This is a genomic window from Streptomyces sp. NPDC057280, from assembly GCF_042668605.1.
Taxonomy (GTDB): domain Bacteria; phylum Actinomycetota; class Actinomycetes; order Streptomycetales; family Streptomycetaceae; genus Streptomyces.
The window spans coordinates 1,886,884-1,913,208 of the sequence record NZ_JBHUYR010000001.1 but is presented as its reverse complement, the minus strand read 5'-3'; the positions used below and the strand labels follow the sequence as shown (position 1 = coordinate 1,913,208).

21 protein-coding genes are annotated in these 26,325 nt (G+C 72.6%); 13 read left to right on the top strand and 8 right to left on the bottom strand.

What is annotated here, in order from left to right; translation table 11 throughout:
• The first annotated feature begins 168 nt into the window (after positions 1-168).
• The 4 genes from ACFUO4_RS08685 to ACFUO4_RS08670 all read left to right on the top strand — a co-directional run bounded on the left by ACFUO4_RS08685 (position 169) and on the right by ACFUO4_RS08670 (position 4,968).
• Positions 169-1,659, top strand: a complete 1,491-nt coding sequence (locus ACFUO4_RS08685; protein ID WP_383481334.1) for a cellulose binding domain-containing protein — start codon at positions 169-171, stop codon at positions 1,657-1,659.
• A gap of 212 nt (positions 1,660-1,871) precedes the next feature.
• On the top strand, positions 1,872-2,987 hold the full coding sequence (rsgA, locus tag ACFUO4_RS08680; protein ID WP_079311252.1) for a ribosome small subunit-dependent GTPase A: 1,116 nt from the start codon (positions 1,872-1,874) through the stop codon (positions 2,985-2,987).
• 149 nt (positions 2,988-3,136) lie between these two features.
• Positions 3,137-4,489 (top strand): AlkA N-terminal domain-containing protein, encoded by a 1,353-nt coding sequence (locus tag ACFUO4_RS08675; RefSeq protein WP_383481331.1) that lies wholly within the window; start codon positions 3,137-3,139, stop codon positions 4,487-4,489.
• The gene (locus tag ACFUO4_RS08670; RefSeq protein ID WP_383481328.1) at positions 4,486-4,968 is read left to right on the top strand and encodes a methylated-DNA--[protein]-cysteine S-methyltransferase; all 483 of its coding nucleotides are present in this window, start codon (positions 4,486-4,488) and stop codon (positions 4,966-4,968) included. Before ACFUO4_RS08675 ends, ACFUO4_RS08670 begins: the two co-directional genes overlap by 4 nt.
• Here the strand turns inward: ACFUO4_RS08670 and ACFUO4_RS08665 are convergent.
• From ACFUO4_RS08665 to ACFUO4_RS08655, 3 genes are all read right to left on the bottom strand, one after another.
• Positions 4,942-5,325 carry a PPOX class F420-dependent oxidoreductase gene (locus tag ACFUO4_RS08665; protein WP_079311250.1) on the bottom strand — a complete coding sequence of 128 codons (384 nt, stop codon included), beginning with the start codon at positions 5,323-5,325 and terminating at the stop codon, positions 4,942-4,944. The genes ACFUO4_RS08670 and ACFUO4_RS08665 overlap by 27 nt on opposite strands.
• A gap of 66 nt (positions 5,326-5,391) precedes the next feature.
• Positions 5,392-5,874: a DUF456 domain-containing protein gene (locus ACFUO4_RS08660; protein WP_079311249.1), complete on the bottom strand. Its 483-nt coding sequence runs from the start codon at positions 5,872-5,874 to the stop codon at positions 5,392-5,394.
• Between the two features lie 55 nt (positions 5,875-5,929).
• Entirely contained in the window at positions 5,930-6,910 is a 981-nt protein-coding gene (locus tag ACFUO4_RS08655) for a LuxR family transcriptional regulator (RefSeq protein WP_079311248.1), read from the bottom strand.
• Positions 6,911-7,139: 229 nt separating this feature from the next.
• Between ACFUO4_RS08655 and ACFUO4_RS08650 the strand changes: the two genes are divergently transcribed.
• The 3 genes from ACFUO4_RS08650 to ACFUO4_RS08640 all read left to right on the top strand — a co-directional run bounded on the left by ACFUO4_RS08650 (position 7,140) and on the right by ACFUO4_RS08640 (position 14,652).
• The gene (locus tag ACFUO4_RS08650) at positions 7,140-10,814 is read left to right on the top strand and encodes a S8 family serine peptidase (RefSeq protein WP_383482377.1); all 3,675 of its coding nucleotides are present in this window, start codon (positions 7,140-7,142) and stop codon (positions 10,812-10,814) included.
• A gap of 151 nt (positions 10,815-10,965) precedes the next feature.
• On the top strand, positions 10,966-12,882 hold the full coding sequence (locus tag ACFUO4_RS08645; protein WP_383481324.1) for a protein phosphatase 2C domain-containing protein: 1,917 nt from the start codon (positions 10,966-10,968) through the stop codon (positions 12,880-12,882).
• A gap of 27 nt (positions 12,883-12,909) precedes the next feature.
• Positions 12,910-14,652, top strand: coding sequence for a pyruvate dehydrogenase (locus tag ACFUO4_RS08640; RefSeq protein ID WP_383481321.1), 1,743 nt, complete (start codon positions 12,910-12,912; stop codon positions 14,650-14,652).
• Here the strand turns inward: ACFUO4_RS08640 and ACFUO4_RS08635 are convergent.
• Positions 14,649-16,010: a helix-turn-helix domain-containing protein gene (locus ACFUO4_RS08635; protein ID WP_383481318.1), complete on the bottom strand. Its 1,362-nt coding sequence runs from the start codon at positions 16,008-16,010 to the stop codon at positions 14,649-14,651. The genes ACFUO4_RS08640 and ACFUO4_RS08635 overlap by 4 nt on opposite strands.
• A 229-nt stretch (positions 16,011-16,239) precedes the next feature.
• Between ACFUO4_RS08635 and ACFUO4_RS08630 the strand changes: the two genes are divergently transcribed.
• Entirely contained in the window at positions 16,240-16,854 is a 615-nt protein-coding gene (locus tag ACFUO4_RS08630) for a hypothetical protein (protein WP_383481315.1), read from the top strand.
• A gap of 776 nt (positions 16,855-17,630) precedes the next feature.
• Complete coding sequence (locus ACFUO4_RS08625) at positions 17,631-18,113, top strand: ATP-binding protein (RefSeq protein ID WP_383481312.1); 483 nt, start codon at positions 17,631-17,633, stop codon at positions 18,111-18,113.
• 64 nt (positions 18,114-18,177) lie between these two features.
• Here the strand turns inward: ACFUO4_RS08625 and ACFUO4_RS08620 are convergent, their stop codons facing one another.
• Positions 18,178-19,221 (bottom strand): DUF2637 domain-containing protein, encoded by a 1,044-nt coding sequence (locus ACFUO4_RS08620; protein ID WP_079311064.1) that lies wholly within the window; start codon positions 19,219-19,221, stop codon positions 18,178-18,180.
• A gap of 303 nt (positions 19,222-19,524) precedes the next feature.
• Entirely contained in the window at positions 19,525-20,370 is an 846-nt protein-coding gene (locus ACFUO4_RS08615; RefSeq protein WP_383481310.1) for a (2Fe-2S)-binding protein, read from the bottom strand.
• A gap of 182 nt (positions 20,371-20,552) precedes the next feature.
• Here ACFUO4_RS08615 and ACFUO4_RS08610 point away from each other — a divergent pair, with 182 nt between their 5' ends.
• Entirely contained in the window at positions 20,553-21,500 is a 948-nt protein-coding gene (locus ACFUO4_RS08610) for a GntR family transcriptional regulator (protein ID WP_383481308.1), read from the top strand.
• Between the two features lie 125 nt (positions 21,501-21,625).
• Positions 21,626-21,919 carry a hypothetical protein gene (locus ACFUO4_RS08605; protein WP_383481305.1) on the top strand — a complete coding sequence of 98 codons (294 nt, stop codon included), beginning with the start codon at positions 21,626-21,628 and terminating at the stop codon, positions 21,917-21,919.
• Positions 21,920-21,923: 4 nt separating this feature from the next.
• Here ACFUO4_RS08605 and ACFUO4_RS08600 read toward each other — a convergent pair whose 3' ends face one another.
• Positions 21,924-22,697, bottom strand: a complete 774-nt coding sequence (locus ACFUO4_RS08600; RefSeq protein ID WP_383481303.1) for a hypothetical protein — start codon at positions 22,695-22,697, stop codon at positions 21,924-21,926.
• Positions 22,698-22,824: 127 nt separating this feature from the next.
• Positions 22,825-24,498 (bottom strand): PucR family transcriptional regulator, encoded by a 1,674-nt coding sequence (locus tag ACFUO4_RS08595; RefSeq protein ID WP_383481300.1) that lies wholly within the window; start codon positions 24,496-24,498, stop codon positions 22,825-22,827.
• Between the two features lie 367 nt (positions 24,499-24,865).
• Between ACFUO4_RS08595 and ACFUO4_RS08590 the strand changes: the two genes are divergently transcribed.
• Together ACFUO4_RS08590 and ACFUO4_RS08585 are read left to right on the top strand one after the other, a co-directional pair.
• Entirely contained in the window at positions 24,866-25,756 is an 891-nt protein-coding gene (locus ACFUO4_RS08590) for a xanthine dehydrogenase family protein subunit M (protein ID WP_079311067.1), read from the top strand.
• Positions 25,756-26,325 (top strand): (2Fe-2S)-binding protein, encoded by a 570-nt coding sequence (locus tag ACFUO4_RS08585; RefSeq protein WP_383481297.1) that lies wholly within the window; start codon positions 25,756-25,758, stop codon positions 26,323-26,325. Before ACFUO4_RS08590 ends, ACFUO4_RS08585 begins: the two co-directional genes overlap by 1 nt.

Here is a 26,325-nt window from a genome sequence, read left to right as displayed (position 1 = left end):
CAACAAGGGCAACGTGACGTGGGCGTTCGCCGACTCCCGGTAACCGGATTTGAATAGCCCGCTTGTCAGTTGTGTGGAACCCGTGAAAAGCTCATGCGCTGTCGCGAGGTTCCCCGCAACTCCGTTGCCAATAAGGTGAGTTGACCTCGCTCTGGATGCAGGAGACCGATGCCCGACCTGCCGACCCCCCATGACGCCGCCGAGGCCGCCCTGTTCTCGGAGTGCTGGGACGCGGTCCTCTCCTATGCCGACCTCTGCACGTCTGGGTCCACCGCGGCCAACCAGCTGTCCACGGAGGCCTTCGCGCTCGGCATGCGCGAGGCCCGGGCGGCCGGCGCGAACCCGGGCCGAGGCGCCGGCCGGCGGGCGCCCCGGCTGCCCATGATCCCCCTGCTGCTGACCGCGGTGCGCACCACGGCGGCCGACTGGGAGACCGGCGGACAGGGCCACAAGCTCGACCCCGACCTGCGGCTCTGGCTCAACTCCGAGAAGGCCGACCGCTACACCGGGCCGCCGCTCCAACGCCCGCTCGCCCTGCGCGGGTTGCGCGACATGCAGGAACACGACGCCGACCTGCTCTGGCTGGCCGAGGTCGAGGCGCTGCCGCTGTCCGTGGTGGCCCGCCGGCTCGGCCTCGACCCGGCCACCGTGTCCGAGGAACTCGCCCAGGTGCGCGGCCTGTTCAGGGACCGCAGCCACCGCAACCACCTCGACACCCCGATGGCCGCGCAGTGCCGCAGCTACGCCCGGCTCCTCGACGCGGTCACCCGGTCCGCCGGCGCCGACACACCCGAGGACCTCTCCAGGCACCTCGCCACCTGCGTGCAGTGCGCCGAGGCCGCCGCCTGTCTGCGGCTGCACGGCGGCGGGCTGCCCGCGGCACTCGCGGGCGGGGTCATCGGCTGGGGCGGCCTCGCCTACCTGGAACGCCGACGCCGGGCCGCCGAGGTGCGGCTGGGTGCCGGACGCCCGGAACCGGTCGACGCCCTGCCGCCGAACCCCGGGGCGCAGAAGGCGCGGGTCGTGCGCACCAGTCTCCTCGTCACCGCCGTCCTGGTGTCGCTGCTGGCGCTCGGCGTCTCGATGATGCCGTTCGGCGAGGGCGGCATGCACGACGGCACCGCGAGCCCCGGCGACTCCGCCGACCGCCAGCCCGTCGCGGCCGACCCCGGCACCACCCTGCCGTCCGCGAGCGCCACCCCGTCGTCGGGCTCCAAGGCCCCCTCCGCCAGCGCCACCCAGGGCTCGCCCACCCGGAAGAACCCAGACCCCGAACCCCAGGGCACGACCTCCTCCGCCGCGCAGGACGACGACAAACCGGCCCCCGGCCCGACGACCGCACGCGCCGCCTGCACCTACACGTACACCCTCGTCAACCAGTGGCCCGACGGCTTCCAGGCCACGGTCAAGGTCACCACCGCGCGGGCCCTCGACGACTGGCGGGTCGACTGGTCGTTCAAGGACGGCCAGAAGGTCGGCGAGATGTGGGACGCGAACTTCTCCCAGAGCGACTCCCGCGTCACCGCCACCGCCGCCGACTACAACAAGACCGTCGCCGCGGGCGCCGACCTCGCCTTCGGCTTCATCGCCTCCTGGCAGGGGACGAACTCGCCCGGGTACGACGTGACGTTGAACGGGCAGGCCTGCACGAAGGCCTGATTAATTCGGTTGACGGGGTCGAGGGTGCCCCGGATACGGTGGGGACGTTCCAGCCGGACGAGCCGGCCGAGTGAGTGTGTTCGAGGAGGTGTCGACCGATGGCTGTCACTGCGATGAGCGCTGCCCGCATCCAGATCATCACGTCCACCTCCGTGGCCGCCGGCTGACCTCACTCAACTTCCTTGCCGGGGCCGCCCTTCGAAGGGTCACCCTTGACTTCCTCCAGCTCCACCCCTTCCACTTCCTCTGCTGTTTTCTCCGCGCTCGCTCCCTACGGCTGGGACGACGCATGGGCGGACGAGTTCGCCCCCTACGACGCCGAAGGACTGCTCGCCGGGCGGGTCGTCCGCGTCGACCGCGGGCAGTGCGACGTCGTCACCGCCCACGGGACGCTGCGCGCCGACACCGCGTTCGTCACCCCCAACGACCCCCTGCGGGTCGTGTGCACCGGCGACTGGGTCGCCGTCGAACCCGGCGGCAACCCGCGCTACGTACGGACGTATCTGCCACGCCGTACCGCCTTCGTGCGCTCCACCTCCTCCAAGCGCTCCGAGGGGCAGATCCTCGCCGCCAACGTCGACCACGCGATCGTCGCCGTGTCGCTGGCCGTCGAACTCGACCTCGGCCGCATCGAGCGCTTCCTCGCCCTCGCCTGGGAGAGCGGCGCCCAGCCCGTCGTCGTGCTCACCAAGGCCGACCTCGTCCCGGACGCCGTGACGCTCGCGCATCTCGTCCAGGACGTGGAGACGACGGCACCGGGTGTGCCGGTGCTGACCGTCAGCGCCGTGGACGGGGACGGGCTCGACGTCCTCACCGCGGTGGTCTCCGGCGGCACATCCGTGCTGCTCGGACAGTCCGGCGCCGGGAAGTCGACCCTCGCCAACGCCCTGGTCGGCTCGGACGTCATGGCGGTCCAGGCCGCCCGGGACGTCGACGGGAAGGGACGGCACACCACCACGACCCGCAACCTGCTCGCCCTGCCCGGCGGGGGTGTCCTCATCGACACGCCCGGACTGCGGGGGGTCGGGCTCTTCGACGCCGAGAGCGGCGTCGGGCAGGTCTTCTCCGAGATCGAGGAGCTGGCCGCGGACTGCCGGTTCCATGACTGCGCGCACGAGAGCGAGCCGGGGTGCGCGGTGCTCGCCGCGATCGACTCCGGCGAGCTGGCGGAGCGGCGGCTGGAGAGCTATCGGAAGCTGATCCGGGAGAATCAGCGGATCGTCGCCAAGACCGATGCGCGGGTCCGTGCGGAGCTTCGGCGGGAGTGGAAGAAGCGGGGGGCTGAGGGGAAGGCGGCGATGGAGGTGAAGCGGGGGCGGTGGGTTTAGCGCCTACGGGGGTGCCGGGTCGGTTGTTCGGCGGGTGCGGGTTGTCTGTGGTTGCTCGCGCAGTTCCCCGCGCCCCTAAGAGCCTTCTCAGTGCCGTGTCTGAAATCCGCCAGCCGCATTTTTGTACCTGGACCACACTGGAACCTGTGATGGACGAAGACACCAGGTACGAAGCTGTGCGCAGCCGGGACGGGCGGTTCGACGGGGAGTTCTTCTTCGCCGTCTCCACCACCGGGATCTACTGCCGGCCCAGCTGTCCCGCCGTCACGCCGAAGCGGCGGAACGTGCGGTTCTTCGCGACCGCCGCCGCCGCTCAGGGCTCGGGGTTCCGGGCCTGTCGGCGGTGTCGGCCGGATGCCGTGCCGGGGTCGGCGGAGTGGAATGTGCGGGCCGATGTGGTGGGGCGGGCGATGCGGCTGATCGGGGACGGGGTCGTCGACCGTGAGGGCGTCGCGGGGCTCGCCGGGCGGCTGGGGTACAGCGCGCGGCAGGTCCAGCGCCAGCTCACCGCCGAGCTAGGCGCCGGGCCCGTCGCCCTCGCCCGGGCCCAGCGCTCGCACACGGCACGCGTCCTGCTCCAGACCACCGGGCTGCCGGTCACCCAGGTGGCCTTTGCCGCCGGTTTCGCCAGCGTCAGGCAGTTCAACGACACGATCCGCGCCGTGTACGCCTCGACGCCGAGCGAACTGCGCGCCGCCGCCCCCGGCGCGCGTCGTACGGCCACCCCGTCGGCCGGGGTGCCGCTGCGGCTCGCCTACCGGGGTGCCTATCAGTCCGCCGCCGTCTTCGACGTCCTGGCCGCCGAGGCCGTACCCGGCGTCGAGGAAGTCAGCGGGGAACCCGGGAAGCGCGTCTACCGGCGGACGCTGCGGCTGCCGTACGGCACCGGGATCGTCGCCGTCGACGAGCGGGCCCGGGGATGGCTCGACGCCCGGCTGCACCTCACCGACCTGCGCGATCTGACGACCGCCGTCGGCCGGCTGCGGCGGCTCCTCGACCTCGACGCCGATCCGTACGCCGTCGACGAGCGGCTCGGCGCCGATCCGAGGCTCGCTGCGCTGGTCGCCGCCCGGCCCGGGCTGCGGTCACCCGGAGCGGCCGATCCCGAGGAGCTCGCGGTGCGGGCGCTGGTCGGGGCGGAGGAGGCCGAGCGGCTTGTGCAGCGGTACGGCAAGGCTCTCGACGCGCCCTGCGGCAGCCTCACGCACCTCTTCCCCGAGGCCGGCGCCCTCGCCCAGGCCGACGGCCCCGTCGCGGCCCTCGGCGCCGCCCTCGCCGACGGTCACGTACGGCTCGACCCGGGCGCCGACCGCGACGACGCGCAGGCCGCCCTGCTCACCCTCCCGGGCATGGACGCCCGCACGGTCGCGGTCATCCGCACCCGCGCCCTCGGCGACCCCGACGTCGCCCCGCCCGACCTCGACGTCCCCGACAGCTGGCGCCCCTGGCGCTCGTACGCCCTGCAACACCTGCGCACCGCAGGGGAGTTGGAGACCGAATGACCCTCTACTGGACGACCGTCGAAAGCCCCGTCGGGCCGCTCCTGCTCACCGCGGACCCCGGTGGGGCGCTGACCTCGCTGTCCGTTCCCGGACAGAAGAACGGGCGTGCCGTGCAGGGGAGTTGGCGGCATGACCCCGGGCCCTTCCGGGCGGCCGAGGAGCAGCTGGCCGCCTACTTCGCCGGGGAACTCAAGGAGTTCCGGCTGGAGTTGCGGGCCGAGGGCACCGCCTTCCGGGAGCGGGTCTGGGCCGCCCTCGACGACGTTCCCTACGGTGCGACGGTCACCTACGGCGAGATCGCCGCCCGGATCGGGGCGTCAAGGGTCGCCGTGAGGGCGGTCGGCGGTGCCATCGGCGCCAACCCGCTGCTGATCGTCCGGCCCTGCCATCGGGTGATCGGCGCGAACGGGTCGATGACCGGGTACGCGGGCGGGCTGGAACGCAAGATCGCGCTACTGACCCTCGAGGGTGTCCTCTAGACCCCAGCTGTGGATCCGCCGCGGATGGATGCGGATGACCTCCTCGCTGAAGTGCGGGCCGAGTTCGTGCGGGCCCACCAGCAGCTCGGCCTCCCCGCGGATGTCGATGCCCCGCACCTTCCAGGGCCGCAGGCTGACGACGTCGTCGACGACGAGCGCGACCTTCGGGTTCTTGCGCAGGTTGCGCCACTTCTTGCTGCGGCCCATCTGATGGCCGCCGACCAGGATCGTCCCGTCGTCCTGCGGGAAGAAACCGACCGGGTTCGCCTGCGGCTGCCCCTGGGGATCGACGGTGGCGAGCCGCCCCAGCCGCTGCGACCTCAGATACGCGCGTTCGGCCTCGCTGAATTCGGTCATGCGCCCACCCAAACACGCCCGTCCTCACCGCACATCGGTTCCTCGGCCTAGGGCCGCGGGCCTACGTCACCCCCAGATCACCGCCCCCAGCCACGCGCCCATGATCAGCAGGCACGTGAACAGTTCCGTCAGCACGCTGGACCCGCCCGAGCGCATCACCGTGCGCAGCGCCGCGACCGCCTCCCCGTGCCGGCCGAGACGGAGGCGCTCATGCAGGTAGACGCCGCCCATGAAGCCGGGGATCGCGCCCAGCACGGGGATCAGGAAGAAACCGAGGAACGCGCCGGCACCGGCGTACACGCCCATCCGGGGCGTCGCGCCGCTCGTGCGCAGCCGTCGTGGCGGCAGCGCCCAGCGCACCACCTGGGACAGGAACAGCACCACGGTGGCCCCCACCAGCACCCACCACGCGACGGGCTGCGGATCCTTCAGCGCCCACCACGAGACCGCGGCCCACACGAGCCACGATCCCGGCACCCCGGGTACGAGCACTCCGCACAGGCCGAGCAGGAGGACCAGGCCGACCAGCAGGAGGTCCCACACTCCCATGCGTCCAGGGTGCCCGACGCCCGAAGAAACCGCAGGTCAGAAAGGTTCGCCCCGCTCACCCCCGGGCCACCCACCCCCGCTCGTACGCATGCCACCCCAGCTGCAACCGCGTCGTCACGCCCGCCAGCTCCATCAGCCGCTTCACCCGGCGCTGCACGGTCCGCAGCCCCAGGTCGAGCTGCTTGGCCACGCTCGCGTCGGTCATCCCGGCGAGCAGGAGGGACAACACCTCCAGGTCCGTCACGTCGGGGGCGTCCGCCTCCGCCTCGGTCACCCCGGCGGCGCCCAGGCGCAGCGGCAGCGACTCCCGCCACACCGACTCGAACAGTCCCGACAGCAGTTCCAGCAGCCCGCTCGCGTGCACGACCAGCGCGGCCGGCTCCGCCGTGTGCGAGGTCAGCGGTACGAGGGCCTGGACGCGGTCGGCGACGACCAGCTTGGTCGGCACCCGGTCCACGACCCGTACCTCCTCGTCCCGGCCCAGCGCCGCCGACAGCTCGGTGATGCCGTCCGGGAGGTCCAGCACCGACCGCTCCACCACCACCCGGTAGCGCACCCCGCGCCCGGCCGCCTGCTCCTCGGCGTCGTTCTCCCCGCCGGAGACCACCGCCGGATTGCCGGTGACCAGGGCGCACACCTCTTCGGTGGCCCCCAGCTGCAACTGAAGGAACCGCTGCGCCACCGCCGCCGCCCCGATCACCACCTCGACCAGGTCGTGCACGGCCGGCTCGGCCGCCGCCGCCCGGTACTCCTCGGCGAGCAGCGCCGCCGCCAGCTCCGCCTTGTCCAGCTCGTGCCGCTGCTGGGTGAGCAGCGCGCCCAGCGCCACCCCCGGGGGAGCGGCGACCCAGCGGCCGGGACGGGCGGAGGACTGGGCCGCGAGTCCATGGCGTTCCAGGCGGCGCAGGGCGCGCTCGGTGTCGTGCTCCGCGAGCGTCAGCCGCCGCGCCAGATCGGGCACGTCGGCCGCACCCACGGACACCAGCGCCCGGTACGCCGACTCGTGCGTCTCGTCCAGTCCCAGCGCACCCAGCATCAACGACCCCTCCCCGGCGGCGCGGTGGCGGGAACCGGCCACGGCGCAAACCCGCCTCGGCACATCATCGCCGCACCACCCGCCCCTCTGCCATCGTGGCGCCACCGCAGCATCAACCACCGTCCGCAATGCCCGCCTTGGGCACCTTCGGCCTGCGCGTTTCGCGTACGCGGGCATGCGGCGACACGGCAGGAGAGCGATCTTGGCGAGAGCGATACGCCGTACGGCCATGGGGGCGGCGGCAGCCGTCGTCCTGGCCGTCACGACCGCCGCGCCCACGCACGCGGCCGAGGACGATGGACACAGACCGCTGACCGGCAGCCGGGCCACCCCCGGCGCCGGGACCGTCGTCACCCTCGTCACCGGCGACCGGGTCCTCGTCACGAAGGACGGGGCCGTCGCCCTGCCCGGCGAGGACGGCACGACCCCCTTCACGCAGACCCGCCAGGACGGCGACGACCTGTACGTCTATCCCGAGGGCGCGGTCGAGGCGCTGGCCGCCGGACGTGTGGACGAGGAGCTGTTCAACGTCACCGGCCTGGTCCGGCAGGGCTACGACGACGCCCACACCGACACGCTGCCGCTGATCGCGACCTACGACCGTGCCGTCACCGCCCGCAGCGTCCCGAAGACCCCGCGCGGCGCCGCACGCGACCGGGTGCTCGACGCGATCGACGGCGTGGCGCTGGACGCGGACAAGGAGAAGGCCGGCGCCTTCTGGGACGACGTCAACCGGGGGTCCCTCAAGAAGCTGTGGCTGGACGCGAAGGTGTCGGCCACCCTCGACCGGTCGACCAAGCAGGTCCACGCCCCGGAGGCCTGGGCCGCCGGTTACGACGGCAAGGGCACCAAGGTCGCCGTCCTGGACACCGGCGTCGACGCCGGCCACCCCGACCTCAAGGGCCGGATCAGCGCGTCGAAGAACTTCACCGACTCGGCCGACGCCGACGACCACCAGGGCCACGGCACCCACACCACCTCCACCGTCGGCGGCACCGGCGCCGCGAGCGGCGGCAAGAAGAAGGGCGTCGCGCCCGGCGCCGCACTGCTCAACGGCAAGGTCCTCAACGACGGCGGCTACGGCGAGACTTCGTGGATCATCGCCGGCATGCAGTGGGCCGTCGAGCAGGGCGCCGACGTGGTCTCCATGAGCCTCGGCAACCCCGACGAGCGGGACTGCACCGACCCGATGGCCCAGGCCACCGAGGAACTCGCCCGCTCGCACCCGAACACCCTCTTCGTCATCGCGGCCGGCAACTCCGGCCCCGGCGACAACACGGTCTCCTCGCCCGGTTGCGCCCCGAGCGTCCTCACCGTCGGCGCCGTCGACCGCGACGACTCGACCGCCAGCTTCTCCAGCCGCGGCCCCGTCTACGGCGCCCACACCCTCAAGCCCGAGATCACCGCCCCGGGCGTCGGCATCTCCGCGGCCAACGCGGGCGGGCGCGGCGTCTACGCCTACCAGTCCATGAGCGGTACGTCGATGGCGACGCCGCACGTCGCGGGCGCCGCAGCCATCCTCAAGCAGCGGCACCCGGACTGGAGTGCCGCCCGGATCAAGGCCGCCCTCGTCTCCGCCGCCGACGCGGACATCCCCGGCGACGTCCGCGAGACCGGTGGCGGCCGCCTCGACGTCAAGGCCGCCCTCGACCAGACGGTCCTCGGCACGCCCGCCGTCCAGGCCGGCACCTACGCCTGGCCGCAGGACACCAGCGACCGCACCACCGTCTCCGTGCCGTACACCAACACCACGGACAGGGCGGTGGAGTTGAAGCTGTCGGTGACGGGGGTCACCGGCAACGACGGCTCCACCGTCCGCTCACCTGTGGCCCGGCTGAGCTCGGCTTCGGTCACCGTCCCGGCCGGCAGGACGGCCGAGGTCCCGCTCCGCATCGACCCCACGGCCACGCTCAGACGCGCCCAGTACGGTGACATCACGGGCCGGGTGCTCGCCCAGGCGAACGGGGTGCGTGTCTCCACCCCCTTCTCTCTCTACGTCCAGCCCGAGACGGTCACCCTGCGCGTCAAGCTCATCGACCGCCACGGCGACCCCGCCACCGGCGCCTCCTCCGTCGACGTCATCGGCACCGACGACGCCACCGGCGAGCGCCGCTTCAACGACGGCGCCACCGACCAGACGTACGAGATCCGCCCCGGCAGCTACTTCCTCTCCGCCTTCGTCACCACCCCCGAGACCGAAGGAACCCTCTACAACTCCCTCGCCTGCCTGGCCCGTCCGCAGCTGGAGGTCCGCGGGGACACCACGGTCGTCCTCGACGCCCGCAAGGCCCACCGCCTCGGCGTCCGCACGGACCAGCCGACCGAACTCCGCGGCGTCACGCTCGGTTTCGCCCGCTCGTGGGACGACACCTGGCTGCACGGCGGCACCGCGGCGGGCGGCCGCACCCTGCGCGGCTACTACGCCTCCGTCGACGGCAAGGCCACGGACGGCAGCTTCGAGTTCGACAGCTTCTGGCGTGCCGCGGCCCCGCAGATCACCGAACTGGCGGTCGTGGGCGGGCGGAAGCTCCACCCGGTGACCGCGTCGACGAGCTCCGTGAACCTGGACGGCAAGGGGCAGGCCGCCCTCTACGACGCCAAGTCCGGTACGGAGGCGGACCTTTCGGGCGCGAAGGGCAAGATCGCACTCGTCAGGCTCCCGGACGACGGTGGCGCCTACGAGGTCGCGAACCGCGCGCAGGCCGCCGGTGCCGTGGCCGTCCTCGGCTACCGCGAGGCGCCGGGCCGCTGGTACCCGTCGGCGGGCTTCACCGGCGGCCCGCTGCCGATCCTGGGAATCCCGACGGAGGAGGCAAAGGCGCTTCTGGCGGCCGGGACGGCGACGACCCTGCGCTGGACGGCGACGGCGAAGAGCCCGTACGTCTACACCCTCGCCCACCCGGAGACGGGACAGCTCCGCAGCGACCGCGTCTACCGAGCCCGCGACCGGGAGTTGGCGGCGACGAAGGCGACGTACAAGTCGATGTCCGGCGACGCGACGGACCACATCGACCTCCCGTCGATGACCCGCCCGAGCGGCCTGACCGGCTACTTCGGCGACATCGAGACCGTCCCCGCGCCGTTCACCCGCACCGAGTACCGCACGCCGGGCACGACCGGCTGGGGGCACCAGCTGTCCAGCAGCTTCCCGTGGGGCGAGTTCATGATCGACCCCGTGCGGACGTACGAGAAGGGGGAGCGTCGTCAGGAGGAGTGGTACGGCGGTGTCCTCGCGCCGACCGGCCCCCTCGACGACACCGGGGCGGAGGCGACGGCCGCGGAACGCCAGGGCAACCTCATCGGAGTCGCCCCCGCGTTCTACGGCGACGGCCAACACATGGGTGTCCAGGGCAGTTTCGGCGACCTGGGCAACATGGTCCTGAAGCGGAACGGCGAGACCATCGGCGACAGCCCTTACCCGTTCGGGGTGTTCACGGTCCCGGCGGAGGAGTCGTCGTACGAACTCACCCTGAACACGGCGAAGTTCGGCCAGCCGGCCCGGGTCTGGAACCGCACCACGCAGACGACCACGACCTGGTCCTTCCGCTCGGCCCTCGACGAGACCGCCTACTCCCAGGGCATCCCGCTGCTCTTCCCCCACTACGCCCTCCCCGAGGACGGCCTCAAGACCCTCCCCGCGAAGGACGGCCAACGCATCACGCTCACCGCGACGGGCCACGCGGGCTACCACCCGGGCGCGTTGACCTCGGTGCGGCTCGCCTACTCCTACGACGGCGGCGAGACCTGGACCGAGGCGAGGACGGAGCGGCGCGGCGGGGTCTGGCAGGCGGTCGTCGACCACAGCTCGGCGACAGGAAAGCAGGTCACACTCAGGGCCGGTCTGACCGACGCCAACGGCAACTCGGTCACCCAGATCGTGACCCGGGCCTACGACGTGCGCTAGCACGTCAGGGGATCGCGGGCCCGGGTCACTCGGATGTCGCCGGGCGGTTCTCCCGTGGGGGGTGGGACCGCCCGGCGACCTGTTTCGCACGACCTGCTGATTTTCCGGTTGCCCCGTTTTCATCCGGCCCTCGCGGTGGACAATTAGGGGCATGAGCCATCAGGGGGGAAGGCCCACCGGCCACGAGGACGACTGGTGGGGACAGCTGTACGACGACAAGACCGAGGACGCGGGCCCGACCTCGGCCCCGGACACGCTGGACGACAGATACGAGTCGGCGGCGGGAACGGTGAACGGGGACGCGGGGAGGGCCGAAATCCCAGCGCAGGATGCGGGGCCCCGGGCCGCACAGGATGCGGGGCCCCGGGTGCGGCCTGCGGAGGACTCCGCGCAGCCTGCGGACATCCCGGCGGGGCCTGCGGACATCCGGGCGCAGGCTGCGGACATCCCGGCGGGGCCTGCGGACATCTTGGCGCAGGCTGCGGAGGCCCCTGCACCGGCTGGGGGCAACCCCGCGTGGCCTGCTGAGATCCCGGCACGGGGTGCGGAGATTCCCGCGCAGCCTGCTCATGCCCCTGCGCGGGGTGCGGACATCCCCGAGCGAGCTGCGGGCGGTCGTGCCGCTGGGGCGGAGCCCGCCCCGGCAGCCGACCCTGAACCGCCGCCGCTCCCGCCATCACCATCGACGCCGCCGCCAGCGCCTGCGCAGGCAGTTCCACCGACGTCGCCGCCGGTCCCGCCTTCACGATCGACGCCGCCGTCGTCAGCGCCTGCGCAGGCAGTTCCACCGACGTCGCCGCTTCCGCCATCGCCATCGTCGACAGCGCAGACAGCGCCGCCATCGCCATCGTCGCCGCCATCGGCAGCCCCTGCGCAGGCAGCGCCGCCGTCGCCGCCGTCGTTCCCGCCTTCCCCGCCGTCGCCGTCGCCTTCGCTGCGGGCAGTCGTGCCGCAGGGCGGCACGGGTGGGCGCAGCGGCACCCCGCCGGCGCGGGCAAGCGAAAACCCCGCCCCCGCCCCACCTCCGGCCGACAGTGAAGCCCCGCCCACCGAAACGCCCCTCCGCACGGCCACCCGCCTCGACCTCCCCGCCCTCCCCCCACCCGCCGTCACCTACCTCGGCTCAGGCCCGCCCACCTACGAAGCCGAACCCACCGCCCTCCCACCCGCGAACCCCGACGAACTCGACGACCTCGTGGCCGACACCGTCCTGGACGGCGCCCACTACGGCTCCTGCACCCTCCGCGCCGCCTCCGTCCGCGGCGACTCCGCCCGCTTCCGCGGCGAACCCCGTCGCGACTCCCTCCTGACCGCCCGCTTCGGCACCGGCGACCACGCCCTGGTCCTCGTCGCGATGGCCACCGGCGCCCGCGCGACGCCCGGCGCCCACCGGGCCGCCGCCGAGGCCTGCCACTGGATCGGCAGGGCCGTCGGCCGCAGTCACGCCCGGCTCGCCGAGGACATAAGGGCGGCCCGCCGCGGCGACCTCAAGTCCGGCCTGCACCGCCTGACCGACCGCAGCCTCGGCAAGCTCCGCGCCAGCGCCGCCGAACAGGGCATCGACCCGGAGGAGTACTCCGCCACCCTGCGCTGTCTGCTCCTGCCCGCCGACACCGACTGCCGTACCCGCGTCTTCTTCGGCGTCGGCGCGGGCGGCCTGTTCCGCCTCCGGGACGGCGAGTGGCAGGACATCGAGCCGCGCGTCACCGACGCCGCCGGCGAACCGGTCGTCGGCTTCGGCTCGCTGCCCGCCGAGACCCCCGAGGGCGACCGCCTCACCATGGACCTCGGCATCCCCACCCCGCCGAGCCCCTACGAACCCGCCCCCGAGCCGCCCCGCGAACCGTTCCGGTTCCGGGCCTCGGTAGCCCGCCCGGGTGACACGCTCCTGATGTGCAGCAGTGGCCTCGCGGAGCCGTTGCGCGGCGAGCCGGAGCTGTGCGCGTACCTCACGGGACGGTGGTCCGGCCCCACCGCGCCGGGCCTCGCCGCGTTCCTCGCCGACACCCAGGTCCGGGTGAAGGGCTACGCCGACGACCGTACGGCGGCCGCCGTGTGGGAGGCGTAACCGCGGGCGGTGTGGATACATGGACTCATGGCCAAGCAGAACGTCGCCGAACAGTTCGTGGACATCCTCGTGCGCGCCGGAGTGAAACGCCTCTACGGCGTCGTCGGCGACAGCCTCAACCCGGTCGTCGACGCCGTGCGCCGCAACCGCGGCATCGACTGGGTGCACGTCCGGCACGAGGAGACCGCCGCCTTCGCCGCCGGGGCGGAAGCCCAGATCACCGGCAAGCTGACCGCCTGCGCCGGCTCCTGCGGCCCCGGCAACCTGCACCTCATCAACGGCCTCTACGACGCCCACCGCTCCATGGCGCCCGTCCTCGCCCTCGCCTCGCACATCCCGTCCAGCGAGATCGGCCTGGGCTACTTCCAGGAGACCCACCCCGACCAGCTGTTCCGCGAGTGCAGCCACTACAGCGAGCTGATCTCCAGCCCCAAGCAGATGCCCAGGCTGCTGCAGACCGCCATCCAGCACGCGGTCGGCCGCTCGGGCGTCAGCGTCGTCTCCCTCCCCGGCGACATCGCCGACGACCCCGCCCCGGACAAGCCGCTGGAGACCGCCCTCGTCACCACCCGGCCCACGGTCCGTCCCGGCGACGCCGAAATCGACGCGTTCGTGCGCATGATCGACAAGGCCGAGAAGATCACCCTCTTCTGCGGCAGCGGCACGGCCGGCGCGCACGCCGAGGTCATGGAGTTCGCCGAGAAGGTCAAGTCCCCGGTGGGGCACGCCCTCAGGGGCAAGGAGTGGATCCAGTACGACAACCCGTACGACGTCGGCATGAGCGGTCTGCTCGGCTACGGCGCCGCCTACGAGGCCACCCACGAGTGCGACCTGCTGATCCTGCTCGGCACCGACTTCCCGTACAACGCGTTCCTGCCCGACAACGTCAAGATCGCCCAGGTCGACGTCCGTCCCGAGAACCTGGGCCGGCGTTCGAAACTCGACCTCGCGGTGTGGGGCGACGTGAAGGAGACCCTGCGGTGTCTGACCCCGCGGGTGAAGGAGAAGCAGAACCGGCGCTTCCTCGACAAGATGCTCAAGAAGCACGCGGACGCCCTGGAAGGCGTGGTCAAGGCCTACACCCGCAAGGTCGAGAAGCATGTCCCGATCCACCCCGAGTACGTGGCCTCCGTGCTGGATGAACTCGCCGCCGACGACGCCGTGTTCACGGTCGACACCGGCATGTGCAACGTCTGGGCCGCCCGCTACATCTCACCCAACGGCCGCCGCCGCGTCATCGGCTCCTTCTCGCACGGCTCCATGGCCAACGCGCTGCCGATGGCGATCGGCGCCCAGTTCACCGACCGCAAGCGCCAGGTCGTGTCGATGTCCGGCGACGGCGGATTCTCCATGCTGATGGGCGACTTCCTGACCCTCGTGCAGTACGACCTCCCCGTGAAGGTCGTCCTCTTCAACAACTCCTCGTTGTCGATGGTCGAGTTGGAGATGCTGGTCGCGGGACTCCCGTCGTACGGCACCACGAACAGGAACCCCGACTTCGCGGCCGTCGCCCGCGCCTGTGGCGCTCACGGCGTCCGCGTCGAGAAGCCCAAGGATCTCGCGGGGGCGTTGAAGGACGCCTTCAAGCACAAGGGCCCCGCCCTCGTCGACGTCGTCACCGACCCCAACGCGCTGTCCATCCCGCCGAAGATCAGCACCGAGATGGTCACCGGCTTCGCCCTCTCCGCCTCGAAGATCGTCCTCGACGGCGGCGTCGGCCGCATGCTCCAGATGGCCCGTTCCAACCTGCGCAACGTGCCCCGGCCTTAGTCCCCCGCGACCCACTTCCGGTTCGTGTAGTCGTACGAGTACTGCGGCAGCCCCTTGTCGCCCGTCGTGCGGAACGGGGTGCCGTGGTCGTCGATGCGGGCGGTGCCGGTGCGGCCCTGGGAGGACCAGTCCAGTTCGAGGTACCAGCTGCAGTCGCAGCCCACGGTCCGCGCGGTGACCAGCAGGATCTCCGGGTCCTCGGCGGAGACCCGGTACGGCATCCGGATCGCCGGGATCTCGTTCTCGCCGTCGTTGCCGGCCTCCGAGCGGGCGATCGGCCGGTCCGCGTCGAGGTCGACGGAGAACATGCGGGGCGTGAGCGCGCCACCGCAGCCGTTGTCCATGGCGTACGAGTTGCCCCCGGCCGGGGCCGAACGCCCGACCACCCGCACCCGGAGCGCCTCCAGGACCACGGCCGTGGAACTGCGCCCCTGCACGGAGATCTGCACCATCGTCTCGCCGCCGTGCAGCGCGCCCTGCGCCGCCGCCCAGACGGCGGCATCCTGCGCGACCGGCGGCGGTGGCACCTGCGTCGACGGCTTGTCGATGACGTACTGGTGGCCGCAGCCCGCGTTCCAGACATGGGAGTTGACCGTCCAGGACAGCGGCACGGCGGCCCCCGGCCCGGCCCCGCCGGTGGGGCTGCCGCCGCCCTTGGCGGACGGGCCGGCGTGCGGGCGGCCGCTTCCGGAAGCGGACGGGGAAGAGGTTCCCCGGTCCGGGGAGGCGGACGGACTCGGCTTCTTCTTCGACGCGGTGGGGTCCGGTGACGCGGCGGCGGCCGAACTGGTGACGGCCGGGTCGGTGGGGCGTACCGAGTCGGCGGCGGAGGAGCGGCCGTCAGAGAGGGCGGACAGACTGCCGAGCGTGGCGATCAGCGCGACGGCCGCGGCCGAGGCGACGAGGGTCTGTCGACGCCGGTACCAGGGGCGGGGCGGGCCGGGCAGCCGCAGTTCGGTGACGGGGTCGTCGTCGTCCGTGCTCGCCAGGACGGTCGCTGCGGCGTTCGCCTCGGCGTCCGTGTCGACCGCACCCGGCACAGGTGCAGGCGCAGGCGCCGACCCAGGCACCGGCGCAGGCTCCTGCGGGCGGGACCGCTGGCGTGCCGCCACCGCGAGCAGCCAGCGCCGGTGGAGTTCGTGCCGCTCCTCCGGCGTCGCACCGCACAGCGCCGCGAACCGCTCCACGGGGGCGAAGTCCACCGGGACCGTCTCACCGGCGCAGTACCGGTGCAGCGTCGAGGTGTTCATGTTCAGCCGGCGGGCCAACTGGCCGTAGCTGCGGTCCGTCCGTTCCTTCAGCCGCGCCAGCAGCGCCGCGAACTGGGCCACCTCGTCTGCGTCGTGCTGCTCCGACACCGTTGTCCCGCCCCCGTTCCGCCGTCCCAGGCACTCGCATACCCGCAGGTCACATGGCCTGGGATGGTTCCACCCGCACACATCGTCCGTCAGCGGTTGCGTCGGCTGCCTGTGACCGCTGATGCTCTTGGTGTCGCACCGAGCGGGCCGGACCGACCAACCACCCTCGGGCGACACGCTACTTACTCGCACATCTTCTCGCACTCACTCGTACACGGGGGACACACCCATGCCCATGCGCAACCGAGCCGGCGCGCTCCTCGCCGTCGCCGCCACCGGACTCGCCCTCGGCGCGACGCTCGCCTCACCCGCGGACGCCGCCCCGAAGACGTCTCCGAAGTTCCTGTCGGCGTCCGAACTGCCGCCGCACCCCTCGTCCTCCTGGACGGCCGGCAAGGTCACCGACGGCGTCCCGGACGGCCTGCTGTCCTGCCTCCAGGACACGATGCCCGGCTACGACTCCCGGTACCGCACCTTCCGCACCGATCTCGACACCGGCGCCCTGCAGCTCACGATCGTCGTCGGCGACACCGGCAAGGCCAAGGCCCTCGCCACCCGGCTGAACAAGGACATCAAGACCTGCCCCACGCACTTGGAGCAGGCCGACCCGGAGGTCGAGGCCACGCACCGGGACTACGGCACGCTGCCGGTCGAGGAGGGCGCCCGCGTCCACGGTCTGCACATCGAGGCCTCCTGGGGCGCCTCCGACATCCATCTGCTCTCCGTCGGCCGGGACGGAAAGACCGTCACGGTCGTGCAGTGGGGGCAGATGGGCGACTTCGCCGACGCGCCCGTGAAGGCGTTCCGCAAGACGACGACCACCGCGGTGAACAAGCTCTACTGAGCCAACCGAGGAAGCGGGGCCGCCCTCTCGCCACGGGGGTCGGGAGGGCGGCACCCCGCCGCAAGTCCGGTACCGGGCTGGTGAATTCCAGCCACTTTCGCCCGAGGGGGGAACGGCGGCCGGCGTGGCGTGACCTGCCGCGCCGGCCGCCCCTTTTTGGGGCCGGGTACGGCTTCCCGTGCAGACGCGCATGGGCAGTTCGGCCGAGGCGCGTCGGTCAGGTGTCTCACCTGTGCGTGGGCCCGAGGCCCCGCCGGACAGCCGGACCGGTCGGGCGTCACGAACGCCGGGTGCACGGCCCCGGCCGCCGGGGGATGCCGAGAAGTACGCCGCCGGAGGCGACGCCGGCGCCGTCGTAACAGCTGTGCCCCGCCCGCGACCTTGGCCGGTCCTGGCGCCCGTCCCATTCCGAGGCCGGCTCCGGCGGCAACCGGAACGACCTCCTCGACCAGGGCTTTCCCCGCGCCCCGCCGCCCGCGCGGCGCCTCGCCCCGGCCCACGGCACGCGCGGCACATGCCAACCGGGGGGACCAGCGGCACTCCCGCCCCGCCCCGGCCCCGTCGCCACCGCGGTACGGCCGCGCTGCACGGTGCCTCGAAGGACGTTCGAGGAGCGGTGCGGCGGAGGTCGCGCGCCCGGCCCCGCACCCCAGAACCATGGCCGAACACCTGGTCATTGACGATTCGACATGACTGCGCCGTGAACGACGGGGCATGGATCCCCGTGAACGTGTTCGAGCAGGAGGGGAACCGACATCGGCACGCGGGCGGGGGTCATGAAGAGGCAGGCACGAGGAGGCGGTCCCACGGCGATCGGGGCCTTCTCGGCGGAGACGGTGGAGGACAGGGCCACGAGCGCCGGCGAACCGGCGCAGGCCGTATCGCTACGGCGCAGACTCGGGCGGGCGGATCTGCGGGCGGTGCCCGAAGTACGCCGCCAGCTGCGCGAGTTGTTACGGCAGTGGGGGAGGCCCGGACGATCGGAGATAGCGGAACTGCTCACCAGCGAGCTCGTCACCAACGCGCTCGTCCACACCGACCACGACGCGGTCCTGACGGCCACCGTCGGACCCCGTGGACTACGGGTGGAGGTACGGGACTTCGTGGCCCGCAGACCCAGACTGCACGTACCGAACGCCGACGACGGTACGCACGGCCGGGGCCTGGCCCTCGTACAGTCCCTCGCCGACGCGTGGGGCGTACGGGCGCACGGCGTGGGGAAGGCGGTGTGGTTCGAACTCGACGCGGGCGCCGCGTGACGGACGAACGCGAGGGGGGTACGGCCATCGGGCCGTACCCCCCTCGCGTGGTCCCCGGAGGGACTTAGCCGAACTGCTGCTCGAGGTCCTTGAGCTTGCGCTCCAGGGAGTCGAGCCGCGGCAGGGCCATGGTGTCGTCCTCCGCGGTGAGGTCGACGGTGATCGGCTCAGTACTTTGACGGACCGGCTGAAGGGACGGACGTGAGCGCACGGGCAGGGGTTCCGGCGTCGTCGCTATGGCAGGCTCCGCGGTGGCTCGGTCGTCGCCGCCGCCCCGCTCCAGAGCCTCGACCTGCCGGCCGCCACCGCGACCGATGAACCCGCGGTGCCCCCGGCTGATCGCCTTGAGCTGGGCCCGCTCCAGACGGTCCGCCTCGCGGCGGCGCAGCCGGTTCTCCTCCTTCTGCCGCTTGTCCTCGCGGACCTCGTCCACCGCCTCGTCGAGGCTGCGCACGTTCTCCAGCAGCATGAGCGACCAGGCCTTGTACGTCTCACGGGGCGCCCGCAGCCAGCGGACCACGCGGATCTGCGGCAGCGGACGGGGCACCAGGCCCTGCTCGCGCAGCGCCGCCCGGCGGGTCTGCTTCAGGGCGCGGTCGAAGAGCACGGCCGCGGACAGGGACATGCCGGAGAAGAACTGCGGGGCGCCGTCGTGGCCCATGCCCCTGGGCGCGTGCACCCAGTTGAACCAGGCCGCGGCACCCGCGAACGTCCACACGAGTATCCGGGAGCCGAGCGCCGCGTCACCGTGGCTGGCCTCGCGCACCGCGAGCACCGAGCAGAACATCGCCGCGCCGTCCAGGCCGAACGGGACCAGGTACTCCCAGCCGCCGGACAGGTTCAGGTTCTGCTGGCCGAAGCCGACCAGGCCGTGGAAGGAGAGGGCGGCGGCGACCGCCGCACAGCAGAACAGCAGGACATAGGAGGCGGTGCCGTATATGGCCTCCTTGCGCCGCCGGCGCTCCTCGCTGCGCTCCCAGGAGTCGTCCTTCGCGTGCTCCCCGCCGGACCGCTTGCTCCGCGCCAGCACCGCCATCGCCGCGACCATGCCCAGGAGCAGTACGGCGCCCGGAAGCAGCCAGTTCAGCGATATGTCGGTCAGTCTCATCTGGGGTCCCTTGCATTGGGATAGGGCGTAACGCCCGCCATAGTGGCCCAATCCCACCGGCCCTCAGGGGGTTTCGGGGCAAGAGGCCGCCAAGGAGGTGCAAGGGATTGCCCAGGGCGGCGTTCTGCTCGAACTGCCGCATGAGGGGCGGGAGTTGAGTTCGAATAAGACTACCCGTACGGGTGGTTCCACGGAAAGTTCCTGCGGCAGGTGAGGAAATTGTGAATCGCCTGTAACCCGCCGGGAGTCCTGTTCGAAGGTGATCTTACGGGACCGGCGCACGCGGTCGTTCCCCGGGGGGTGTCAACTGGCGGCTTCCGCCAGCAGCTTGACGACCCGGTCGGCGTCGCAGGTGCGCGGGCAGGTGGCGCAGGTGTCCTGCGGGGCGAGCGTGTAGTACATGCAGCAGCTGACCCGGTCCCTGGTGGGCAGCGCCTCACCGTCCGGTCCGCTCAACTCGCGGAAGGCCGCGGTGCCGACGTACGGCTTGGTCGTGCCCGGCAGCAGCAGCTCCAGCTCGCGCTCGGCCCGCCGTTGTTCGTGCTCGCCGAGCAGCCCGGCGACGTACCAGAGCCCCTCCACCACCTCGTCGGTCACCATGCCCCACAGCGCCCGCCCGCGCCGCCGCATCCGCGGCCCGAACCCGGCCAGCAGCGGCTCCATGTGCTCGGCGACGGCGTCCCGCACCTCGGCGCGCAGCGCCTCCTCGTCCGGGACCACCCGGGCGCCGGGCAGCGCCGCGGCCGGATCGCCCGGCAGGCAGGCGAAGGTGCCGGTCCGCACGGCGAAGTCCATCGGGCCCCGGGTGCGGTCGTACGACACCTGCGCCACGGAGAAGCGCGGCACCCGGCGGTGCAGGAACCAGGGCAGCGTGATCAGCAGGCAGGCGGGCCAGGCGTAGCGGTGCAGTCCGAAGCTGGCGACGACGTCCGGCCGGCCGGGCCGTCCGTGATCGCGCCGCACCTGTGCGTCGTCCCACATCAGAAAGGACTCAAGTCCGGCCCCGCCCGCCGCGAGCGCGTCGGCACCGACCCAGCCGTCGCCCCGGGGCGCTGTCTCCGCGGGCCCCAGCTCCCGCACCGTCATGCCCGGAAAGGCCTCGGTCAGACGGGTGTAGGCGTCCGTGAGGGCCGAGGCGGGAGCGGTCATGCGGGGCCACCAATCCAGGACAGGGGTGCGACGGTGCCGCACGGGCGCTCTGAAGGTAAGCCTCACCTTACCCAAGGTCGTCACGCTTTGAACCGTCGGCTTCTGCGCCTAAGGTGCTTGACGGGCGAGTAACAACCCGCCGTAATGACCCCAAGTACCGACACGTCCGGAGGAGGCTCCTTGTGAATCAGGGCACACAGGGCTCCACCGGGACGGAGCGCACCGGGATCACCGGGCCGGTGCGGGTGCCCTCGCAGGTGCGGGCGGCGGATGTGGACGCCGCCCGGGACAGGCAGGCGCGCGCCCAGGGCGGGCTGCCGGAGCCGCAGGTCGAGCGCACCCGCGCCGCCGACGCCGTACCGAAGGCCCGAGGCGGCCGCCCACCCGCCGAACCGCCGATGCCGGCGCCGAGGGTTCTGCCCGCGGAACAGCCGATGCCGGCGCGACGGGTTGCGTCCGCCGAGCAGCCGATGCCGGCGCCGCCCGCCGGGCACCGCGCCCGGCCCGTCGTCCAGCGGGCCTCCGTGCGCGGGCAGATCCTGGACGCGCTGCGCACCGCGCTGGTGACCGGCGAACTGACCCCGGGCGAGGTCTACTCGGCACCCGTCCTCGGCGAGCGCTTCGGGGTCTCCGCGACGCCGGTCCGCGAGGCGATGCAGCAACTCGCCCTGGAGGGCGCCGTCGAGGTCGTGCCCAACCGGGGCTTCCGGGTCGTGGAGCGGGGGGCGCGGGAGCTCGCCGAACTCGCCGAGATACGCGCCCTGGTGGAGGTGCCGGTGATGCTGCGGCTGGCCCGTACGGTGCCGGCCGAGCGCTGGGCGGAGCTGCGCCCGGCCGCCGAGGCCACGGTGCGGGCGGCGTCGACGGGATGCCGGGCGACGTACGCCGAGTCGGACCGCGCCTTCCACCGCGCGGTCCTCGCCCTGGCCGGCAACGCACAACTGGTCCAGATCGCCGACGACCTGCACCGCCGCGCCCAGTGGCCCCTGACCGGCACCCCCACCTCCCGCGGCCGAGCGGAACTGGTCGCGGACGCGGCCGAACACACCGCCCTGCTGGACGCGTTGATCGCCGGGGACCTTGACGTGGTGCGGTCGCTCGTGGGGGAGCACTTCGCGGGAGCGTCCTGAGCCTGTGACGGCGGTCACGGAACTGTCGGCTCCGCGCAACGGTCCGCGATGCCGGGAACCCGCCCGTCCCGTCCCGCGTGGCCTCCCCTGACGGCACGCCTGGTGCCGACAGCGGAGGTGACCCCGTGGACCCGTCCTTCATGGCCCAGCAGCAGGCGCAACAGGCCAGTCAGCAAGCCCGGCAGGCACATCAGCAAGCCGTGGACTCCCACCGGCAGGCGCACCAGCAGCACGTCCGGCACGGCTACCACCGTCCGCCGGCGCACACCCCGATGCCACACCGCGGCGGTCGCGGCGGAGGTCTCGTCTCCCTTCTCGTGGTGATCGTCGTGGTCGTGGTCCTCGCCCGCGACCCGGAACTCCGCGACACCGTCCTCAACGAGATCCAGAAGCTGGTGGACCGGATCCGCAACAGCTAGCCGGTCAAGCCGTCGCTGCCGGCGGCGGTGCCAACTGCCGCGACAGCCACGTCGGTACGCCGCCCAGCAGGCGGAACAGCCGCCGCGCCTCCTCCCGTAGCCGGGACGCCTCCGGCTCCACCTCCGCGTCGGCCAGTGAGGCCAGGGCCGGGGCGGTGCCGACCAGGTAGCCCAACTCCTCGCGGATGCGCAGCGATTCGCTGAAGCCGTGCCGTGCCTCCGCCAACTCCCCGTCCCGCAGGGCCAGTCCGGCGAGGTGGCGCCAAGTGAAGGAGAGGAGCAGGGGATCGGCGTGGGCCACCGCACCCGCGTGCGCCCGCCGGTACGCCGCCCGCGCGGCCTGCGGTGAGCGGGCCAGGTTCTCGGCGAGCAGTCCGCGCCGGAAGTCCAGCAACGCCCGTCCCGGCGCCCCCGGAGGGATCAGCGCCGCCGCCCGCCCGAGCGCGGCCCGCGCCTCGTCGGCCCGGTCGCGGACCTGGTGCAGCGTGGCCGCGTACGCAAGTTGCCCTCGTTCACAAGCGGCGGCGCCCCGCTCGTCGTCGGTGTGGGCCAGCGCCTCGGCCGTGCGCAGCGCGTCCTCGGCCTCCTCCCAGCCCTGCTCGGTGTAGAGACACCGCTCGACCAGCAGCGCGGCCCGCTGCAACGCCGCGTCCGCGCCCACCGGTTGGAGCAGCGCTGCCGCGTCGGCCCAGCAGGCGCGTGAGCGCAGCCGCCATACCGCGGTCTGGAGTGGATCGTCAGGGGTCGTTCCGTTACCAGACATGGCGGTATACGCCACCTCGCCCTCCCCGGCACACCATTGAGCTGTTGAGTGGTGGCCGCATCTCAGCACGAATCCCGTGGCCCGGCCAAGAGGGTGGGTGAAGGATTTCACAAAGTCGTGGGATACCCGGACGCCCGAGGTTTCAGCTCATCCGCAGCGCCAGGAAGAAATCCAGCTTGTCCTCCAGGCGGGACAGGTCACGACTCGTCAACTGCTCGATTCGCCCCACCCGGTAGCGCAGCGTGTTGACGTGCAGGTGGAGACGGGTCGCGCAGCGGGTCCAGGAGCCGTCGCAGTCGAGGAACGCCTCCAGCGTCGGGATCAGCTCCGCGCGGTGCCGCCGGTCGTAGTCGCGCAGCGGGTCCAGGAGGCGGGCGGTGAACGCCCGGCGGACGTCGTCCGGCACGAAGGGCAGGAGCAGCACGTGCGAGGCGAGCTCCTGGTGGCCCGCCGCACACACCCGGCCGGGCCGCGCGGCCGCCACCCGGCGTGCGTGCCGCGCCTCCTCCAGCGCGCCGCGCAGCCCCTCCGCGGAGTGCACGGCCGCGCTGACGCCCAGCGTGACCCGCCCGTCGTCGTCGAGACCGGCGGCCAGCGGGTCCCGTACGGACTCAAGGAGCACGTCGGCGAGAACACCGGTCTCGGACCCGTCGTGCTCCGTCGACACCGCCGGGAGCGGGACGAGCGCGATGGCCTCCTCCCCGGTGTGCGCCACGGCGATCCGGTCGGACGGCTCGGGACCGGGCGACAGCGGGTCGACGAGGATCTCCTCAAGCAGCGACTGGGCGACCGCGCCGCCCTCGATGTCCCCGCCGTCCCACTCGACGCGGGCCACCACGACCTGCCAGTGCGGCGCCGCCCCGAGGCCGGGCAGCAGGACGGGCGCGGCGACACGGAGGCGCGCGGCGATCTCGGCGGGCGCGGCGCCCGTCTGGACCAGCTCCAGGACCTCCTGGGCGAGCCGCCGCCGCACCGTGCGGGCCGCGTCCCTGCGGTCCCGTTCGACCGCGATCAGCTGGGTGACGCCCTGGAGCAGGTCCAGGCGCTCCTCGGGCCAGTCACCGGCGTCCGCCTCGACGGCCAGCAGCCAGTCCGACAGCACCGTCTCGCGCACGTCCCGCGAGGCCTGCGGGGAGCGGCCGCTGCTGCGGACCGGGAACAGGGAGTACGTCGTCGAGCCGAGCGTCAGCCGGTGCGGTCCGCGCCGGCCGGTGCGGGCGGCCGCCAGATGCTCCGCCGCGAGCTTCGCGCAGACGTCGGCCGGGAGCCCGGGGCCGGCGGTCTTGGAGCCCGCGATCAGCCGCCCGGTCGGCGACAGCACCCAGGCCCGCAGGTCAAGGTCGGAGCCCAGCAGGTCCAGGACCACGTCCGGGCCGCCGCCCGCCGGCCCCGAGGTCATCATCCGGCGGTGCCGGTCCACCACGGCCGCCAGGTCCCCGGCGCGCTCGCCGCTGACCTGCCGTACGACATGCTCGGTGATCGTCGCGAACGCCACCGACTCGTGCACCGCGAACAGCGGCAGCCGGTTGCGCGCACAGGCCAGCACCAGGTCGTCCGGCACATTGCCGAGTTCCGCCTCACCCGCCGCCAGCGCCGCCACGCCGGCCTGCACGAGGATCCGGACGAACGTGTCGGAGTCCGCGGCGTCCCGCCGCCACGCCAGCCCCGTGAGCACCAGCTCACCGCCGGACAGATAGCGGCTCGGGTCCCGCAGGTCCGTGGTCATCACACCGCGCACGGTGCGGTCCAGCTCGTCCTCGCCGCCGAGCAGCCGCAGGCCCAGCGCGTCGGTGTCCAGCAGTGCGCGCAGCCGCATTCTCGTCGCCGCCGATCTTTGTCTAGAAATCTACGATGAACTGTGTGGCCCCTGTGCGGGAGGCGCCTGTCCGGTGGGCCCGGTGTGCTCCGCCCACCGCCCTTCGGACTGTGTCCCAGGTCACGCCCGGTGTGTCGCGCGTTTCCACAGGAAAACATGGAGGTTACTGAGGACCTCTGTTCATACGAATCTACAAGATGCCCGCCCCGACCAGCCAACTCCTTCAGAGTTTCCGTGACTGACCCCGTCGGAGCACGGCGCTGTGTACTGGCCCCACTCCGCGTGAACAACACATGAACGAGCCGGGCCCGCCGCACACGATCTGGCTCAATCCGTACCACCCACGAGACGAAGAAGAGAGCCGGTCATGGACTTCCTTCGCCCCGCCAGCTGGGAGGAGGCGCTCGCCGCCAAGGCTGAGCACCCCACCGCTGTGCCCATTGCGGGCGGCACCGATGTGATGGTCGAGATCAACTTCGACCACCGGCGGCCCGAGTACCTGCTCGACCTGAACCGCGTCACCGACCTGACCGAGTGGGAGGTCGGCCAGGACTCGGTGCGGCTCGGCGCCTCCGTCCCGTACACCCGGATCATGGAGCACCTCCGTGCCGAGCTGCCGGGCCTCGCCCTGGCCTCGCACACGGTCGCCTCCCCGCAGATCCGCAACCGCGGAGGCGTCGGCGGCAACCTCGGCACCGCCTCCCCGGCCGGTGACGCCCACCCCGCGCTCCTCGCGGCCGGCGCGGAGGTCGAGGTGGAGTCGGTGCGCGGCTCGCGCCTGATCCCCATCGACGAGTTCTACACCGGAGTGAAGCGCAACGCGCTCGCGCCCGACGAGCTGATCCGCGCGGTGCACATCAAGAAGGCCGACGGACCGCAGCAGTACTCGAAGGTCGGCACCCGCAACGCCATGGTCATCGCGGTCTGCGCCTTCGGCCTGGCCCTGCACCCCGAGACCCGCACGGTCCGCACCGGCATCGGCTCGGCGGCGCCCACCCCGGTCCGGGCGAAGGCCGCGGAGGAGTTCCTGAACGCGGCGCTCGACGAGGGCGGCTTCTGGGACAACGGAAAGATCATCACCCCGTCGGTCGCCAAGCAGTTCGCGGACCTGTGCGCCGCCGCCTGCAACCCGATCGACGACGTCCGGGGCACGGCGAGCTACCGCCGCCACGCGGTCGGCATCATGGCCCGCCGCACGCTGACCTGGACCTGGGAGTCGTACCGCGGCACCGCCGCTCACACGGAGGGAGTCGCGTAATGCGCGTCAATTTCACGGTCAACGGCCGTCCGCAGGAAGCCGACGACGTCTGGGAGGGCGAGTCCCTCCTGTACGTCCTGCGCGAGCGCCTGGGCCTGCCGGGTTCCAAGAACGCCTGCGAGCAGGGCGAGTGCGGTTCCTGCACGGTCCGCCTGGACGGGGTGCCGGTGTGTTCGTGTCTGGTCGCGGCGGGCCAGGTGGAAGGCCGCGAGGTCGTCACCGTCGAGGGGCTGGCGGACTACGCCAAGCAGCGTGCCTGCGGGTCCACTTGCGGGACCTCGCTCGACGAGGCCAAGCAGTGGGCGGCCAAGGGGCAGGACTCGCAGACCGGCGAGGGCACCGAACTCTCCCCGATCCAGCAGGCGTTCATCGACGCCGGCGCCGTCCAGTGCGGCTTCTGCACGCCCGGTCTGCTGGTCGCCGCCGACGAGATGCTGGAGCGCAACCCGAACCCGACCGACGCGGACATCCGCGAGGGGCTGTCGGGCAACCTGTGCCGCTGCACCGGCTACGAGAAGATCATGGACGCGGTCCGCCTCGCGGCCGCCCGGCAGTCCGAGGGGGTCTGA